A 15,885-nucleotide genomic window follows, 5' to 3' on the forward strand; every position below is an offset into this window, starting at 1 on the left:
TCTTTGCCGCCGCTCCTGTGCAGCGTCTTCGCCAAGGGTACGCCGAACAGCTTAGCACCCTCCGACGAGAATGCCAGCGGCGGAAGCCACCATGTGTTCGTTGCGGCGCTCTCTTCTCGTGTCGGGCCATGCAATATGCTGCTTCGTCAGCTCTCCCCAAAGCGGGAGAGGGAGAGAACTCACAACTCACATCCCCGACAGCTTCGTTACATGGACATTCAGCGTGCCGCCGGCTTCGGCGATAATGCGCAGGGTTTTGGAGTCGAAGGCGATGTCAGCGAGCGTCAGGCTGCTGATGTTGGCCTCGACGCGCAGGCCGTCCTCGTTTTTCTGGTAGTCGGCGATCGCGGCCGCGATCTTCTCGCGCGCATTGGCCGCGATCGGCTTCAGGTCGAGCGTCGCCTTTTGCACCAGCGCCTGCTGCATCTGGGGCACCACTGCGCGCGCCGCAGCGCCCAGGAGCCCGAATGCGGCCTCTGACTCCACCGCGAGCTGGATGTCGGCAAGCCGCAGCGTCTGCTGCGCCTGGTCGAGCATCGGCCGGCCCCAGATGTGCACGGTTGCTTCGGCGCCGAGCCCCAAAAAGCTCTTCCTCTCCTTGGCGCGCACCAGCAGCGAGATCAGGAGACGCTCGCCTGAGGGGACGATGTTGACGCTCTTGACGGTGACGTCCACCGGGCCGGAGCCGTCCTCGGGATAGGTGTGGCCGACCATCTGCGCGGCGACGAGCTTGTTGATCTCGGTGAAGGGCACGTCGATGGGAACGCCGATGCTGACGCCGGTTCCGCTCGGCGGCCCGATCGAGATTTTTTCGGGGAATGGGCAGTCGGGCTTGGTCGGCGTCGAGGTGACGCGGGTCTCCGCTTCGATGCCGAGCAGCAGCGTGACGGCGGCCGCATCGACGCGCGGCTGCGCCGCAATCGCCCGCACCGGCTTCAACTCCAGCCAGAGCGGCGGCAGCGCGGCGGAGGTGCCCGAGCCCTGCAACGGGATCGAGCGGCAGGCTTTTGCCCATTGTGCCTTGGCATTGTCACGCAGGCTCGGGTCGTTGCGAATGCGCTCGCCAACCGCATTGAGCTGTTCGCCGACCGTCTTGTCGATCAGCGGCTTGACCTGCGCCGGCACGTTCACCTTGGCGCCGGCGACGTTGACGTTGGTGTCGCCGAGATTGACCTGCGCGCCGAGATTGGGCTCGAGATGCCAGTTGGCCGCGAGCTTCGGCCGCGAGGTGATGACGACATTGCCCTTGATCTCGGCGCTGGCGTTCAGGTTCTTGATGTTGACGGCGCCGATCTGCTTGGCGGCGTTATTGCCGAGAACGCCGCCGAGCGCATCGCTGAGCGCGCCGGTGGCCTTCGACGACAGCGACCCCGTCACGTTCAGCTTGCCGGTCAATGGCGTCGACAGCGTCAGCACGTCCTTGTCGCCGCTGGCGGCAATCGGCCCGCGCGAGGCGGTCCAGCCGATATCGGCGTTCTGGAGGATTTGCGAGATCGGGTTATCGGCCTTGCCGGCAAAGTTGCGCGCCGCGCTCTTCTCCGCGGCTTCCCGGATCGCCGACAGCGTAATCGCCACAGGAGCGATCACGACCGAACTGCGCGCGGCCGGCGGCAGCGGCGGCAATTGCGCCACGGCCGGCGCAGGCCCCGTGCCGCGCGGCGACAGCCAATCCATCGCCTTCAGGCTGATGAAAAACGACACCGCGATCACGGCGGCCGCGATCGGCACAGTCTTCAAGTTCAACGTCAGACGCATCAATCCCCCGGCCGGCCCCAGCTCGCGATTTTACAGGGCGGGCGAGGGCGGCGCTAGAGCGCATGGATGGGGTGGAATTGGGGCGGGTTCGTTCACGTCTCGGGGACTTATGGATACCCCGATCCCGGCGTCTCGACTTCGGCGCCATCGAGGCGCGCGGATGATTTGCGCTGCCGCAGCTCTTCCGGAGAGGTGGCCGCGCTGATGCAGTACAGCGTCTTCCTGTCAGCGCCGCCGAACGCGCAGGCGATGCCGCGGCGGCCGGGGACGTGGATCCGCTGCCGCTCCTGTCCGTCGCGATCGATCCGGATGAAGGCGTCTTCGCCGTAGGATGCGACCCAGACCGCGCCGTCGCGGTCGAGGCAGATGCCGTCGGGCTCCTTGCCGCAGGCGAGCTTGCGGCAAAAGTGCAGGCTGCCGTCGTCGGCGACGTCATAATCGGCGAGGCATTCGCCGTCCATCTCGGCGACGACGAGCCGCTTGTGATCGGCGGACACCGCAATGCCGTTGGGAAAGCGCAAGCCCTCGGCAACGACGCGCTTCGCTCCGTCAGGCGTCACCAGAATGATGCGGCCGTCAGCGCCGCGGCCTGGCGGAGGCGGCAAGTTGAAGCCGAGATCGCCGACATAGGCGCGGCCGAGCCCGTCGACGATCATGTCGTCGATCGTGCCGGTCGCGATGTCGGAGAGGTCGGCATAAAGCGAAAGCTGCCCGTCGGCGAAGGCGAGCAACTGCTTGCGGAACATGGTCAGCACGATCAGCCGGCCGTCAGGCAGGATTCCGGTGCCGCAGGGCGTGTCGTCGAAGGTCGCGTGCTCCTGGCGGTCGCCCGCCGGGCCGATGCTGAGCAGCGTGCGCGCCATGCAGTCGACGAACCACAGCCGGCCCGCATGCCAGCGCGGCGCCTCGAAATATTTGCCGCCGTCGAGAACGGTCTTCAGTTGGGTTCGGCTCATGAGCGCTTCCCGGCGAGAAACATCGTCATCAATATCTCATCGAAGTAGCGGCCGTTCTGCTTGAGGCCTTGCACCTCGCGGCCATAGGCGACGAAGCCCGCGCTTTCGTAGAGACGCAACGCGCTGGCGTTCTCGCTGACGACGGTCAGTTGAAGCTGTTCGACGCGCGGGGCGGCATGCGCCACGACGGCCTCGACCAGCGATTTACCGACGCCGGCACCTCTCGCCGTGGGCTGCACGTACATGCCCCACAGCACGGCCTTGTGCGCGATCTTCGTCCCGTCCTGCCGGCGAAAGCCAGCGACGCCTACGAGGCGTTGCCCGATGAAGGCGCCGAACACCTCGGAGGTCGCAAGCCGCTCCTCGAACCAGGTGACAGGCATGTCGCGCTCGCGTTCGAGCGTGCTTCCGAAGGCTTCCGGATTCGCTGCGAGCGCTTCCAGCCGGATCTCCCGGTAGAGTGGGGCGTCGGCCTGCGTGAGGAGCCGGATGGTTGTGCTGTCGGGAGCTTGCGGCATGTCCGATTGCTTTTCACGTCAACGCAGCGTGACCGCAAAGACGTCTTCGAGCAGGCCGAGCATGGCGGCCCATGAGCGGCGGTCGGCGGCCTCGTGATAGGCGAGGTCCGGGAGCCCCGCGCCGATGAGCTCGGGATTGGTGAAGCCGTGCGCCGCGCCGCCATAGACATGGACTTGCCAGTCCACGCCGGTCCTGCCCATCTGCTGCTCGAAGGCGGCGAGTTGCGCCATCGTGACCAGCGAGTCCGCGGCGCCGTGACAGACCAGCACCTTTGCCTTGATGTTCGCGGCATCTTCAGGCCGTTCGCTCGTGAGCCCGCCGTGAAAGGCCACGACCGCAGCCAATGCTGCACCGGTTCGCGCCAGCTCCAGCGCCGTCGTTCCGCCGAAACAATAGCCGATCGCGGCGAGCCTCGAAGGATCGACCGCGTCGTGTTGCGCCAGCGCCTTGCGGGCGGCTTCTGCTCTTTCGCGCCAACGCGCGGTGTCGGCGCGTAAGCCGTTCATCAGCTCGCGAGCCTGCGGCACGTCGGGCGCCGTCCTGCCTTCGCCGTAGAGATCGGCCACGAGCACGACGAGGCCAAGCGCTGCCAACCGCTCTGCGCAGGCGATGGAATGGGTGCCGATGCCGCGTGCATCCGGAAACAGGATTACGCCGGGCCGCTTGCCGGAGGCGGCGTCAGTACTGACGAGGATGCCCTGGAGCGCGGTGACGCTGTCGCGATATCTAAGGATCGTCTTGTTCATTCTGTCGTCCTTCGCCGGACGAGCAGACCATAGGGTGTGTCTCGAAGCAACCTTCGATTGTCGCCCTGGCCCTTGCTCCCGCAATGGCGCTCAGGGCTGCCCGCTCGCGGATTGCAGATACGCGATGACCTTGCCGGCTTCATCGGCCGAGAGGCCGGTGTACGGCTTCATCCTGTTGCCGGAGACGACCTGATCCGGATTGGTGATGAATTGGGTGAGCTTGTCCTGGTCCCAGGCGAAGCCCGCGTCCTTCATGGCGGAAGAGTAGGCGTAGTCGGACAGCGAGCCGGCTTTCCTGCCGATGATCTTGTGCAGATTGGGGCCAAGGCGGTTGTCACCCTCTTTCACGGTATGACACGTCCGGCAAGAATTGTTGAAGGCTTGCTGCGGAGCGCCATCGGAGGTCGCTTGCTGGGCCAGTCCCGCGGACGCGGCGAGGATCAGCGCAAGTCCACTCGTGCCTGCTGTCAAAAGCCGTCGCATGTGCGTCTCCCTCGCGTCGCGCTCGCACCGTCAGGCGCAAGGTCGCCCACGCACGCTGCAAACGAAAGCGGCCCCGGCAGGTTCCGGAACCGTACGCGACACAATGCCCCTCGCAATCAGCGCGGCGGCCCCTCGCGTCCGGCCGGGCTTGTCGCTAGGGCGCGTCACAGAAGACGTCGATCTTCTGGGTCATGACATCAGTTGGATATTCCTGAATGTCGGACCCGCCGCAACTAATCCGGACGGAGAAGCCTTTCTTGCACTGCCATGTCGACAGGTCTGCGGACGCATAAAGCTGGGTTGGACCGACGCTGCACTGCGTCTTGCCTTCGCAGGATCGCTTCACGTGGGCAAGGAAATCCGATCTGATATTGGGTGGAGCCTTGTCGCAGCCCGCGATATCGGCCTTTAGCACCTTCTGGATCTTCTTCTCGGCGAATGCATCTCGAGTGGCTGCGGTCGTCGCAAGGACGATCGCAAGCGCAGAAATTAGAGCCCGTCGCATCAGCTTCTCCCGAATTCAAAAAAGCAAACGGCCCCGGCGAATGTCCGGGGCCGTTCGTATGACGATGTCTGTCTTTGCAGGCCTGCGCGTGAGGTCAGCGCGCGAGATCGGCGCGGCGATCGGTCATCGGCAGCACCACGACCTTGGTGCCGACGTTGACGCGCGAGTAGAGGTCGGTGACGTCCTCATTGGTCAGGCGGATGCAGCCGGAGGAGACGCGCTTGCCGATCGTGTCGGGGGCGTTGGTGCCGTGGATGCGGTAGATGGTGCCGCCGAGATACATGGCGCGGGCCCCTAACGGGTTGCCGGGGCCGCCGCTCATGTGACGCGGCAGATAGGGCTGGCGGGCGATCATCTCCGGCGGCGGGGTCCAATCCGGCCACTCGGCCTTCTTGGTCACCGACTGGACGCCGGACCAGGTGAAGCCGTCGCGGCCGACGCCGATGCCGTAGCGGATCGCCTGGCCGTTGCCGAGCACGTAATAGAGATAGGTGTTGGGCGTATCGATGACGATGGTGCCCGGCGCTTCGCGCGTGGCGTAGCTCACGGTCTGGCGGCGGAAGCGTGCCGGCATCTCGACCGAGTCCTGATCCTCCGACGGCGCAACCTGATAGGGCTGCTGGTAAGCCGGCTGATAGGGCTGCAGGGGTTGGAAGGGCTGAAACTGCGGCTGCGGCGCGGCGTAGCCGGGCGGCGGCGCGAAGAGCGGGAAGAGCTGCACGGGCGCGGCCTTGGCTTGACCTGCGAATGCGATCGCGGAAACCGCCACTGCGCCGAAGGCAAAGGCGCGCGAAAACGTCTTGAACGTGTCCAGATTGAACATTGATCGCCCCTGTATGGATCGGATTTTTGATCACCGCGGCCCGCGCGGTGTTCCGTTGCCTAAATCCCTAACGACAAAAAGTTTCGGGACGTTTGCGAGAGCCGGCGAAAAAGGTTTCGTCGCGGCAAGGATTGTTTCATGACGGTTTCATGGCTGGCCGGCCGCCGGGCCAACGAAAAAGCTGTGCCGACACTTATGTGACGTCACACGCCTGAAATATCCATGGTTGAACGTCCAAAACCGAGAATCATCAAACTCTCGGGATTTTCCCATGCGGGTATTAATCGCAACCGACGCCTGGCATCCGCAGGTCAACGGTGTCGTCCGGACGCTGACCTCGCTCGCCAAGGCCGCCAAGGCGCTCGACGTCGAGATCGACTTCCTGACGCCCGACGGCTTTCCGTCGCTGCCCTTGCCGACCTATCCGGGCCTGCGGTTCGCGCTGCCGAACCGCGGCGAGATCGCGCGGCGGATCGAGAAGGCCGCGCCCGAGGCCCTGCACATCGCGACCGAAGGCCCGATCGGCTGGGCCGCGCGCGGCTATTGCCGCCGGCACAAGCTCGCCTTCACCACCTCCTATACGACGCGCTTTCCAGAGTATGTGTCGGTCCGTACGGGCATTCCCGATAGCGTCGGCTACGCCGTGCTGCGGCACTTCCACGATGCCGCCGCGATGACCATGGTCGCAACGCCGTCGCTGCGGCAGGAGCTATCCGGCCGCGGCTTCAAGCGGCTCGGCTTCTGGACCCGCGGCGTCGACACGACGTTGTTTCACCCCGACGATCCAGCGCAGCTCGATCTGCCGCGGCCGATCTTCATGACGATGGGGCGCGTGGCGGTGGAGAAGAATCTCGACGCGTTTCTCTCGCTCGACCTGCCCGGCACCAAAGTCGTCGTCGGTGACGGGCCGCAGAAGGCGCAGCTCGAGAAAAAATATCCCGACGCCGCGTTCCTCGGCGAGAAGAAGGGCGCGGACCTGACCGCGCATCTCGCGGCTGCCGACGTCTTCGTGTTTCCGAGCCTCACCGACACCTTTGGCGTGGTGCAGCTCGAGGCGCTGGCCTGCGGCACGCCGGTTGCGGCATTTCCGGTCACGGGTCCCAAGGACGTCATCGCCGACCATCCGATCGGCGCGATCGACAATGACCTGCGCGCCGCGTGCCTGCGCGCGCTCACCATGTCGCGCGAGACCTGCCGCAATTTTGCGCTGGCGCGCTCCTGGGAGAACAGCGCGCGCCAGTTCGTCGGCAATCTCACCTCACTGCAGCCCAGCCGTGTGCTGCGCCCGGCACCCGTGCTGGCACGGCAGCCGGCGCGCGGCTGAAACCACTTAACCGAACCACAGCGAGAACCTCAGCGATGGCCAAGACCTTGAACCTTGACGGCACCCAGCAACTCGACCTCGACCGCGGCACGGTCGAGCAGGCCTATGACCGCTGGGCGCCCGTCTACGACCTCGTGTTCGGCGGCGTGTTCGCCAAGGGACGCCAGGCGGCGATTGCGGCCACCAACAAGATCGGCGGCCGCGTGCTCGAGGTCGGTGTCGGCACCGGCATCTCGCTGCCGATGTACGCGGGCAATGTCCGCGTCTTCGGCACCGACATCTCGGAAGCAATGCTCGACAAGGCGCGCCGCCGCGTCAGCGAGCTCAAGCTGAAGAACGTCGAGGGGCTTGCGGTGATGGACGCCGAAAAGCTCGAATTCCCAGAAAACTCGTTCGATGTCGTGATGGCGCAATATGTCGTCACCGCGGTGCCGAACCCCGAGATCGCGCTGGACGAGTTCGCCCGCGTGCTGCGGCCCGGCGGCGAGCTGATCATCCTGACCCGCGTCAGTGCCGATGCCGGCATGCGCCGCTTCATCGAACAGCGGCTGCAGCCTGTGGTGCGCCCGCTCGGCTTCCGTACCGCCGAGTTCGCATGGTCGCGCTATGCAAAATGGCTCGCCGGCGCCAATGGCATGGAGCTCGCCGAGCGCCGCCTGATTCCGCCGCTCGGCCATTTCTCGCTGGTTCGCTTCCGCAAAGTGGACGTCGCCAAGGCCGCGTGAGCCGCGTTGGCTGCGTGTGCGTCAGCGCGTCGCTGCAATCAGTCATATGACATGATGATGATGTCACACCAGCTACATCGAATCCCTGTAGTCCCGTACCCGAACCTGATTTGGGGGAGAGAATGATCAAGAATTACCTTGAGCAGTTGCGGATCCAGCGCTGGGACGACCATCGCTACTATCACCACAGCCGCATCAATCAGAGCCTGCACTTCATCAGCGCAGCCAGCTTCCTGTTCGCCTATGTCTGGCTGTTCATCGACCCGGTGGTGTCCGCGCTGGTCGGTTGGCTGGTGTCGATGACCTCGCGCCAGGCCGGTCATTTCTTCTTCGAGCCGAAGGGCTATGACCACGTCAACCAGGCGACCCATGAGCACAAGGAAGAGATCAAGGTCGGCTACAACCTGCAGCGCAAGGTGGTGCTGATGGCGATCTGGGCGCTGTCGCCGCTGGTGCTGTTCGCCGATCCCACGCTGTTCGGCCTGTTCACGCCCTGGGCTGGTGCCACCGACTTCATGCGTCAGGTTGCAAAAATCTGGCTCGTGGTCGGCGGCGGCGGTCTCCTGTTCCGCACGGTGCACCTGTTCTTCATCCGCGACGTCGAGACCGGGCTCGTCTGGATGACCAAGATCCTCACTGATCCCTTCCACGACCTGATGCTCTATCGCAAGGCCCCGCTCGCGCTGCTCCGCGGCGAGCTGATGGACCCCGGCCTGCATCTGATGCAAGAGCACACCCTCGGCATCATCCCCGAGCACGCGCTCGAAGAGCAGCACGCCTGAGCGCGTGCTGCACGATCAAAGTACTCCGATGTTCCATGGTTACGTCATGCCCGGGCTTGTCCCGGGCATCCACGTCTTGGGCGCCGCTATGTGCACCGTCATTCCGGGGCGGCTCGAAGAGCCGAACCCCAATTCGCAATTGCGAATTGTGGAATCTCGAGATTCCGGGTTCGATGCTTCGCATCGCCCCGGAATGACGGTGGAAGGAAACGCTTCAGCGCCCGAAGCGCTTGGCGAACATCTCCCACAAAATCTGCCGCTTGATCTGCTTGTTGGTGAGCGCGCCGTCGTGCCACCAGAAGCCATCGGCCTTCATCTTCTCGGCGGCGCGGACGAAGCGCTCGCTGACTTCGGCGAAGTCGGCATCGCTGTAGTTCAAGCTGAAGATCAGCCGTCCGGTGCCGACCCAGCTCAGCGACAAGCCTTCGGCGCGCAGATAATATTGCAGCATCCAGTTGTAGCGGGACGGGGTGGTGTATTTCACGGTCCAGATCGAAGAGAGGTTGGCGAACCGAACCGGCAGGTCGGCGTCGGTCATCATCTGGTTGAGCTTTTGCGCGCGGCCGTTCCAGGTCGCATCCAGCCCGTCATAGACTGCGCGAAAATTCGGGCTGGCCAGCCGGCTCAAGAACTCGTCCATCGCCGTCATGACATAGGGGTGCGAGTTGAAGGTGCCGCGGGCAAAGCAGATGTCGGCGGGACGGTCGTCGCGGAAGCGGCGCATCAGCTCCTTCCTGCCGCAGACGACGCCTACCGGAAGGCCGCCGGCAAGACTCTTGCCGTAGGTCACCATGTCGGCACGAACGCCGAAATATTCCTGCGCGCCGCCGGCGGCGAGGCGGAAGCCGACAAAGACTTCGTCGAAGATCAGCACGATGCCGCGCTCGGTGCAGACGTCACGCAACTGCTTCAGCCAGTCGGTGTAGGCCTGACGGTCGAACTTGCCGCCGCGCGACGAGTCCACCAGCGAGGAATCGCCGGGCGCGTTGGCGTTCGGATGCAGCGCCTGCAGCGGATTGACCAGCACGCAGGCGATGTCGCGGCGCGTCTTCAGGACGTGCAGCGTCTTCTCGGACATTTCGGCGAGCGTATAGGTCTCGTGCGCGGCGATGGGATTGCCGACGCCGGGCTGCACGTCGCCCCACCAGCCATGATAGGCGCCGGCGAAGCGGACGAGATGCGTGCGCTTCGTATGATAGCGCGCGAGCCGCACCGCCTGCATCACGGCCTCGGTGCCGGACATGTGGAAGGAGACTTCGTCGAGGCCCGAGATCTGGCAGAGCCGCGCAACGTTTTCGAGAATGACCGGATGATAGGGACCAAGTACCGGCCCCAGCGCATGCGCGCGCTTCTCGGCTCCCTCGATGCATTCCTTGTAGAAGTCGTTGCCAAAGATGTTGACGCCGTAGGAGCCGGTGAGGTCGTAGGAGACGTTGCCGTCGACGTCGGTCACGGTGACGCCGTCGGACGACTGCACGAAGGTCGAGGTGCCCAGATTTTCGCGCACCAGGCGCGAGAACTGGAACGGCACGCGGTAGCTCTCGGTGAAGTGCAGGTCGGAGATCTTTTCCGCCGCCTCCCTGGTCATCTCGCGGCCCTTCGGGTAGCGCTCCGCGTAGAGGCCTTTGAGCCGGAAGAAGCCGTCCTGGCGCTGCGCGGCGATGTTCGCCGGCGCGCCGTCGCAGGCGAAGTATTGGTCGCCCTCGAATTCGTAGAACGGGAGCAGTTTTGCCACCCGGCGCGACATCTTGGAATGCCCGGCGAGCGAGCGGTGCTTGGCGCGGGAGAGTTCGATCCGCGCTTTCAGCTTCGGGAAGGCGGCGGCGGCGGACGCTGCGGCGGCCACGGACAATGAGAGAATCGGGAGTGTCGTTTCCATGACAACAAGCGCTAACCCTGCGAGCTGACAGATTCATGACAGTCAAAGCCCTCATCGCCTCTTTCACCCAGCAGGAAGACCTCAATTTCCTGCTCACCAACCGCATCCCGCGCGCGGGCCTGACCCGCTTCATGGGCTGGTTTTCCAAGATCGAGAATCCATTCGTGCGGGATGCCTCGATCGCGCTGTGGAAATTGTTCTCCGACCTGGATTTGTCGGAGGCGCGCAAGACTGAATTCAAAAGCCTGCACGATTGCTTCACCCGCGAGCTCAAGCCGGGCCTGCGTCCCTTCGACATGGACCCAGGGATCGTCGCCAGCCCCTCGGACGGTATCGTCGGCGCTCACGGCAAGATCGCCGACACCGAGCTGTTTCAGGTCAAGGGCGCGCCGTACTCGCTGCTGGACCTCGTCGGCGATCCCGCATTGGTCGAGCAGCATCGTGACGGCACCTTCCTCACGGTACGGCTGACGTCGAGCATGTATCACCGCTTTCACGCGCCCTATGACGCGCATGTCGCGCGCGTGACGCTGATCCACGGCGATGTCTGGAACGTCAACCCGATCGCGCTGAAGCGGGTCGAGCGTCTGTTCTGCAAGAACGAGCGCGCGGTGATCCGCACGCATCTCAGCTCCGGCGAGGCCGTGACGCTGGTGCCGGTCGCGGCGATCCTGGTTGCCAGCATCCGGCTGCATTTCCTTGACATGGTGCTGAACTCGCAGACCCGGGGCCCGGTCAATTTTCCCTGCGACGTCAATGTGAAGAAGGGCGAGGAGCTCGGCTGGTTCGAGCACGGCTCGACCATCATCATCCTCGCGCCCGGCGATTTCGCCTTCTGCGACGGCATCGCGGAGGGCATGCGCATCCGCGCCGGTCAGCCGCTGCTTCGCCGAAGGTAGCCTTCATTCCGCCGCTTGGGCTGCCTATATCGTCGCGGGGACGATATTGCAGGACATCAAGCGATGGCGCGGGCGCCGGTTCTGGCGGCGGGTGGGATTGTGTTGCGGCGTGGTGCTGCGCCGCTGATCGCGGTCGTGCGTCAGCGCAAGCGCAATGAATGGGTCTTGCCCAAGGGCAAGCTCGACGACGGCGAGACGCCGAAGGAAGCCGCGCATCGCGAGGTGCTGGAAGAGACCGGCCATGACGTCGCCGTGCACGAGTTTGTGGGCACGCTGGCCTATCAGTCCGGCGGCCGCTCCAAGATCGTGCATTTCTGGCGCATGGAGGCCAATGGCGCGCCGATCCGCAAGCTGATGAACGACGTCAAGGCGGTGGATTGGCTGACGTTGGAGGAGGCGGTGAAGCGTCTCTCGCGCGAGTATGAGCGTGCGTTCCTCAGCAATGTCGGCCCGATCGCGCTCGCGGCTTCCGGCATCGCGCCCGCGATCGAGACCGAGGCAACGCCGCCGCTCGCGGCCGACGACGTCGACGCCGCCATGCAGACGCTGACGCCCGCCGAAGCCGCCTCCGTCGAGGAATTGCGGCACGGCCTGTTGCAGAAGGTCAAATCCTGGCTGCGCGGGGAGGCGTGAGCCTCAGTGAGACGAGCGTCGTTCTGCACCGGGTGCGTCTAGAGGCTTTGTCTCACACTTTGGAGAAATTGTTGTTTTTCGCCGGGCGCGTAACCTTGGGAAGCTCCATAATACGGTTCGTATTGATTGTACGGTGCGGCCCGATAGTGGATCGGCGGCTTAGGTGACGCGTACGATCGGATCTCAGCGTGCGCGGGCGATCTAGATCCGACTTGGCGAGAATAACGCCGATTGTCCCGTCTCGCCGGCGCCGTCGCACCAGCGTAATACGGGTTGAGGACGCACATCTGACCGTTGGCCGACGCCCTGCATTGGTCCATCGTCGTGTAGCTGCATCTATAGTAGGGGCTGGCTCCGAAAGAGACGACGTACAAGCAAACGGGAAAAGCCGGATCATATCTCTGAGCCAGGGCGTCCCCGGCTGTTAAGACGATACCCATTGTCAAAATCGTCATGGCCAATGTGCGCATTGGAACGTCCTCCAACTCGGCACAACACCGCTGCACTCAGCCCGTGGGCAGTATTGATCCAAGTCAATGTTCACGGAATAGGTTCATGCGCGTGCGCGGAGAGGCGTGAGGTCCTTCACCTCGCCCCGCGTGCGGGGAGAGGTCGAAATTCGCGCGAGCGCGAATTTCGGGTGAGGGGGAGTCTCCGCGAGCCGGTCTGTCACCGATTTTGCGGAAGCGGCCCCTCACCCCAACCCTCTCAGCGCGAGCGTAGCTCGTCGCGGCCCCGTAAGAACGGGGAGAGGGAGCGCACCGCCGCTGCGGATCTCGTTGATCGCTAACGCCGCTCCTTCTCCTTCGGCGCGGGCGCCGGCTTTCTTGGCGCAGTTGCCGGCCGTTGCGCAGCCGGCAGTCGCGGCTGCAATCCGGGCTGGCGCTGCATGCCGCCCTGTTGCGGCGGGAGGGCTGCCGGTGCGCCGGGTTGTCCGGGCTGCAATCCCGTGCGCGGTGTTTGCGGCGGAGGCGTCACGCTCGGCTGCGCCGGCGTGGTGCCGCCTTGTTGCGGCGGCGTCTGCCCGGTGCGCGGCGGTCCGCCCGCCGGCTGACCGGTGCCTTGCGGTTGCCCCTGACGTCCGCCTTGCTGCTGACCTTGTCCCGCGCGCGGCGCTCCCGGAGTTTGTCCCTGTCCCGCGCGCGGCGTGCCCGGCTGCACGGCGCCGCCCTGCCGCTGCGGGGGCTGAGCGCCTTGGCGGTTAGGCGTAACCGGCGGCGTCTGCTGACCCGGACGGTTCTGCCCCGGCTGGCCGTTCGGACGCTGCGGCTGTTGCGGCTGTCCCGGCACGGCGTTCGGGCGCTGTTGCTGCTGCGGCGGCTGACCCGGCTGACCCTGCCGCTGCGGGCGATTCGGGTTCAGCACGCCCGGATTGGCGCGGCGGAAATCGCGCTGCTCGGTGACGATCTGCCGTCCCGTGGTCTGGGCCAAATGCACCTGGCGGACAAAACCCTGGTCGCGCGCGATCTGCTGCGGCGGGATGGTGATGGGCACGGCGGCAAAGCGCATCCCTCCGGTGCCGGGGCGGATCGCAAAACCGCTGGAGGCCTGCGTCAGGAATCCGAGCCGGCCGCCGCTGGTGCGGTCGTTGACCTCGATGCGTCCAACCCGTCCGTCGGCGTCGGGATAGAGCTTGATGTTGACGTTGTTGGCCGCCGCAGCGCCGGCGCTCGTGCCTTCCGGCACCTCGACGACGCCGGTGGTGCCGCGGATGCCGAGCGTCGCGGTCGGCGTCGTGATCGTCATGTCGCCGGTCTTGGCCACCGCCGCGGCAACGAAGGCGACCGTGCCCTTGCCGACGTCGAAGATCGCCGCGTTCTGCTTGCCGCCGTCCTCATAGACGTAGTTGTCGATGGTGATCTTTGCGGACGCCGAGAGGTTGAACGTGGTGGAATCGTTGAAGGTGATGCTGAGCGACGAGCTCGACGCGGTCTGCACGGTGTCGTTGAGATAGATGTCGTCGCGGACTTTCAGCGAGATCGAGTTCTTGTTGCGGATCACGGTCGCGATCCCCGTGACCGCCGCGACGTTGCCGATCGGCTCCTCGACAGGCTCGGCCGCCGGCGTTGCTGGAGCCGGCGCTTGCGGCGCGGCCGGTGTTGCCTCAGGCGTCGGCTGCGCCTGCGGTTGGGCTTGTGCGAACTCGATTCGGTCGGACGCACGGGCATCGCTTGCGCCGGCCATGAGAGCAGTCAGCAATGGAAGCGCCAACAAGAGAAGCGCAGAGGCGCAGCGGCGCCAGGCCAGCATCAATGCCACGAGGGGAGTCCCGGTCGGAAACAGGCGAGGTCGTCGGATTTCAGCCGGGGCTGGCTGAATGGCGGATGAACACTTGTGTCACAAGCACCCATCACGAGCAAACGCCACGCCCCGATTTTCGGAGCGTGGCGTCATCATCAAACCAAAATCTTGGATCAGCCGCGCTTGTGCGGATTGATGTTCATCGGCTTCGAGGTCTTCGCCGGCGAATAGTTGGCGGGCGTCGCCGCGGGCTCGGGCCGGAAGACCGCCTTGCAGCCGTCGCTGAGCTGCGCGCGGTTGCGGATCATGCAGGCGGTGACGCGGTCGACGTCCGGGATCTCGGTGCTGCACAGGCGCATCGCATCACCGGTGCACATCTGCTCCTGCTCCTGCGTATAGGCGTAAGACGCCGTTGAGAGCGTACCCAGCACGAAGGTTGCGGCTGCGAGCATGGTGCAGTTGCGGATCGTCGATGCGATGAAAGTCATTTCCGTTGTCCCCTCAAGGAATGTCGTGAGCGCCGGAGTGGCGCGTCGTCGGGCGGGACAACTAGGGCAGGGTCGTTTCCGGAATTTGTCGTGCGAACCCAAAATGGTTTCGTCGCACGCGGGATTTGTTTCGTTAACTGTTTGTTTGTCATTCCGGGCGCGCGAAGCGCGACCCGGAATCTCGAGATTGTGTTGCGAGATCCCACATTGCGCACTTGCGCAATGGGGTTCGATGCTTCGCATCCCCCCGGGATGATGCCTTCGGCATCAGCTCACGCGCTTCCAGGTCTGGCCGCCGCAGAACATGCCGCCGAAGGCGCAGCCCTGCACGCGCAGCGCGTTCGGGCCCTTCATCGCGATCGTCGAGTCGTAGTTGCGGCCGGAGTCGGGGTCGTGAATGCGGCCGGTCCACTTGGCACCGTCAGGACGCATGTTGATCAAGATCTTCGCGTTGGTCTTCTCGGCGTAGCCGCACAGATTGGTACCGCACTGCTCGACGCGGACGTTGCCCTTGTTCTCTTCGGTCGCCCAGATGCCGATTGGCGTGGTCGGGGCCGGCGCAGGCGCGGCGGCAACCTGAGCCGGAGCGGGAGCGGTCACGGCGGGCGCAGCAACGGGGGCCGGAGCAGCGACGGGCGCAGTCGTCGTCGACGTGTCGAAGCCGACGCTGGGTGTCGCGGCGGCAACCGTGGTGGAGGGCGTGGCCGGCGCCGTCACGGTCGGCGCGACGGGAGCCGGCGCCTGAACCTGAGTCTGCGGCGCGGGTTGCGGAGCGGCCGGCGCGGGAGCGGGCGTCGTTGTCGTGGTGCTCGACGCAACGTCGTCGTTATCCTTGGAGCCAAAACCGTTGAGGTCGATGTTCTTCAGCGTGATCGGCTTGTTCGACAGGCCCGGCGCCACGATGGTGACGCAGTCCAGCGAGGCGCAATTCTTCGGCGCCTGGATGTGGATCTTCTGTCCTTCGATTTCGAAGGAGATCGCGCTGCCGGCATGCGCGACGGCGGTCGAGGCAAGGAAAAGAGCGGTGGCGGCGAGACAGAGCTTCTTCATGACAGCCTCCCAAGATGCTCGTGAATTCGATATGGCCTGAAGTCTGTGGAACCCTCAGCGTGGTTCGACCCTACGCC

At 65.0% G+C, this 15,885-nt stretch carries 17 protein-coding genes; 5 read left to right on the plus strand and 12 right to left on the minus strand.

The window, feature by feature from the left end:
* Positions 1-186: 186 nt before the first annotated feature.
* The 7 genes from KUF59_RS11100 to KUF59_RS11130 all read right to left on the minus strand — a co-directional run bounded on the left by KUF59_RS11100 (position 187) and on the right by KUF59_RS11130 (position 5,787).
* The gene (locus KUF59_RS11100; protein WP_212457396.1) at positions 187-1,755 is read right to left on the minus strand and encodes a DUF4403 family protein; all 1,569 of its coding nucleotides are present in this window, start codon (positions 1,753-1,755) and stop codon (positions 187-189) included.
* A gap of 107 nt (positions 1,756-1,862) precedes the next feature.
* Positions 1,863-2,711: an SMP-30/gluconolactonase/LRE family protein gene (locus KUF59_RS11105; protein WP_258769444.1), complete on the minus strand. Its 849-nt coding sequence runs from the start codon at positions 2,709-2,711 to the stop codon at positions 1,863-1,865.
* Positions 2,708-3,229, minus strand: a complete 522-nt coding sequence (locus tag KUF59_RS11110) for a GNAT family N-acetyltransferase (protein ID WP_258769445.1) — start codon at positions 3,227-3,229, stop codon at positions 2,708-2,710. Before KUF59_RS11110 ends, KUF59_RS11105 begins: the two co-directional genes overlap by 4 nt.
* A gap of 18 nt (positions 3,230-3,247) precedes the next feature.
* A complete protein-coding gene (locus KUF59_RS11115; RefSeq protein WP_258769446.1) occupies positions 3,248-3,976 on the minus strand; it encodes a dienelactone hydrolase family protein in 729 nt (242 codons plus the stop codon).
* A 90-nt stretch (positions 3,977-4,066) separates the two neighbouring features.
* Entirely contained in the window at positions 4,067-4,459 is a 393-nt protein-coding gene (locus KUF59_RS11120) for a c-type cytochrome (RefSeq protein ID WP_212457392.1), read from the minus strand.
* Positions 4,460-4,613: 154 nt separating this feature from the next.
* A complete protein-coding gene (locus KUF59_RS11125; RefSeq protein WP_258769447.1) occupies positions 4,614-4,964 on the minus strand; it encodes a hypothetical protein in 351 nt (116 codons plus the stop codon).
* 94 nt (positions 4,965-5,058) lie between these two features.
* Positions 5,059-5,787, minus strand: a complete 729-nt coding sequence (locus KUF59_RS11130) for a L,D-transpeptidase (RefSeq protein ID WP_258769448.1) — start codon at positions 5,785-5,787, stop codon at positions 5,059-5,061.
* Between the two features lie 271 nt (positions 5,788-6,058).
* On the opposite strand from KUF59_RS11130, the gene KUF59_RS11135 reads away from it, so the two are divergent.
* From KUF59_RS11135 to KUF59_RS11145, 3 genes are all read left to right on the plus strand, one after another.
* Positions 6,059-7,111: a glycosyltransferase family 4 protein gene (locus KUF59_RS11135; RefSeq protein ID WP_258769449.1), complete on the plus strand. Its 1,053-nt coding sequence runs from the start codon at positions 6,059-6,061 to the stop codon at positions 7,109-7,111.
* Between the two features lie 35 nt (positions 7,112-7,146).
* Complete coding sequence (locus KUF59_RS11140) at positions 7,147-7,836, plus strand: class I SAM-dependent methyltransferase (RefSeq protein ID WP_212457388.1); 690 nt, start codon at positions 7,147-7,149, stop codon at positions 7,834-7,836.
* A gap of 122 nt (positions 7,837-7,958) precedes the next feature.
* Positions 7,959-8,618 (plus strand): hypothetical protein, encoded by a 660-nt coding sequence (locus KUF59_RS11145; RefSeq protein WP_258769450.1) that lies wholly within the window; start codon positions 7,959-7,961, stop codon positions 8,616-8,618.
* 214 nt (positions 8,619-8,832) lie between these two features.
* Here KUF59_RS11145 and KUF59_RS11150 read toward each other — a convergent pair whose 3' ends face one another.
* Positions 8,833-10,497: an aminotransferase class III-fold pyridoxal phosphate-dependent enzyme gene (locus tag KUF59_RS11150; RefSeq protein ID WP_258769451.1), complete on the minus strand. Its 1,665-nt coding sequence runs from the start codon at positions 10,495-10,497 to the stop codon at positions 8,833-8,835.
* A 35-nt stretch (positions 10,498-10,532) separates the two neighbouring features.
* On the opposite strand from KUF59_RS11150, the gene asd reads away from it, so the two are divergent.
* Positions 10,533-11,396, plus strand: coding sequence for an archaetidylserine decarboxylase (gene asd / locus KUF59_RS11155; protein ID WP_212457385.1), 864 nt, complete (start codon positions 10,533-10,535; stop codon positions 11,394-11,396).
* Between the two features lie 63 nt (positions 11,397-11,459).
* The gene (locus KUF59_RS11160) at positions 11,460-12,029 is read left to right on the plus strand and encodes an NUDIX hydrolase (protein WP_212457384.1); all 570 of its coding nucleotides are present in this window, start codon (positions 11,460-11,462) and stop codon (positions 12,027-12,029) included.
* A gap of 38 nt (positions 12,030-12,067) precedes the next feature.
* On the opposite strand, the gene KUF59_RS11165 is transcribed toward KUF59_RS11160, so the two are convergent.
* The 4 genes from KUF59_RS11165 to KUF59_RS11180 form a co-directional block, all read right to left on the minus strand.
* Positions 12,068-12,499, minus strand: a complete 432-nt coding sequence (locus tag KUF59_RS11165; protein WP_212457383.1) for a DUF3551 domain-containing protein — start codon at positions 12,497-12,499, stop codon at positions 12,068-12,070.
* 316 nt (positions 12,500-12,815) lie between these two features.
* On the minus strand, positions 12,816-14,279 hold the full coding sequence (locus KUF59_RS11170) for a FecR family protein (RefSeq protein WP_212457451.1): 1,464 nt from the start codon (positions 14,277-14,279) through the stop codon (positions 12,816-12,818).
* A gap of 164 nt (positions 14,280-14,443) precedes the next feature.
* Positions 14,444-14,758: a hypothetical protein gene (locus tag KUF59_RS11175; RefSeq protein WP_249140182.1), complete on the minus strand. Its 315-nt coding sequence runs from the start codon at positions 14,756-14,758 to the stop codon at positions 14,444-14,446.
* A gap of 267 nt (positions 14,759-15,025) precedes the next feature.
* Positions 15,026-15,808, minus strand: coding sequence for a DUF2147 domain-containing protein (locus KUF59_RS11180; RefSeq protein ID WP_212457382.1), 783 nt, complete (start codon positions 15,806-15,808; stop codon positions 15,026-15,028).
* Positions 15,809-15,885 lie beyond the last annotated feature (77 nt).

This window comes from Bradyrhizobium arachidis, from assembly GCF_024758505.1.
GTDB classification, from domain to species: Bacteria; Pseudomonadota; Alphaproteobacteria; order Rhizobiales; family Xanthobacteraceae; genus Bradyrhizobium; species Bradyrhizobium manausense_C.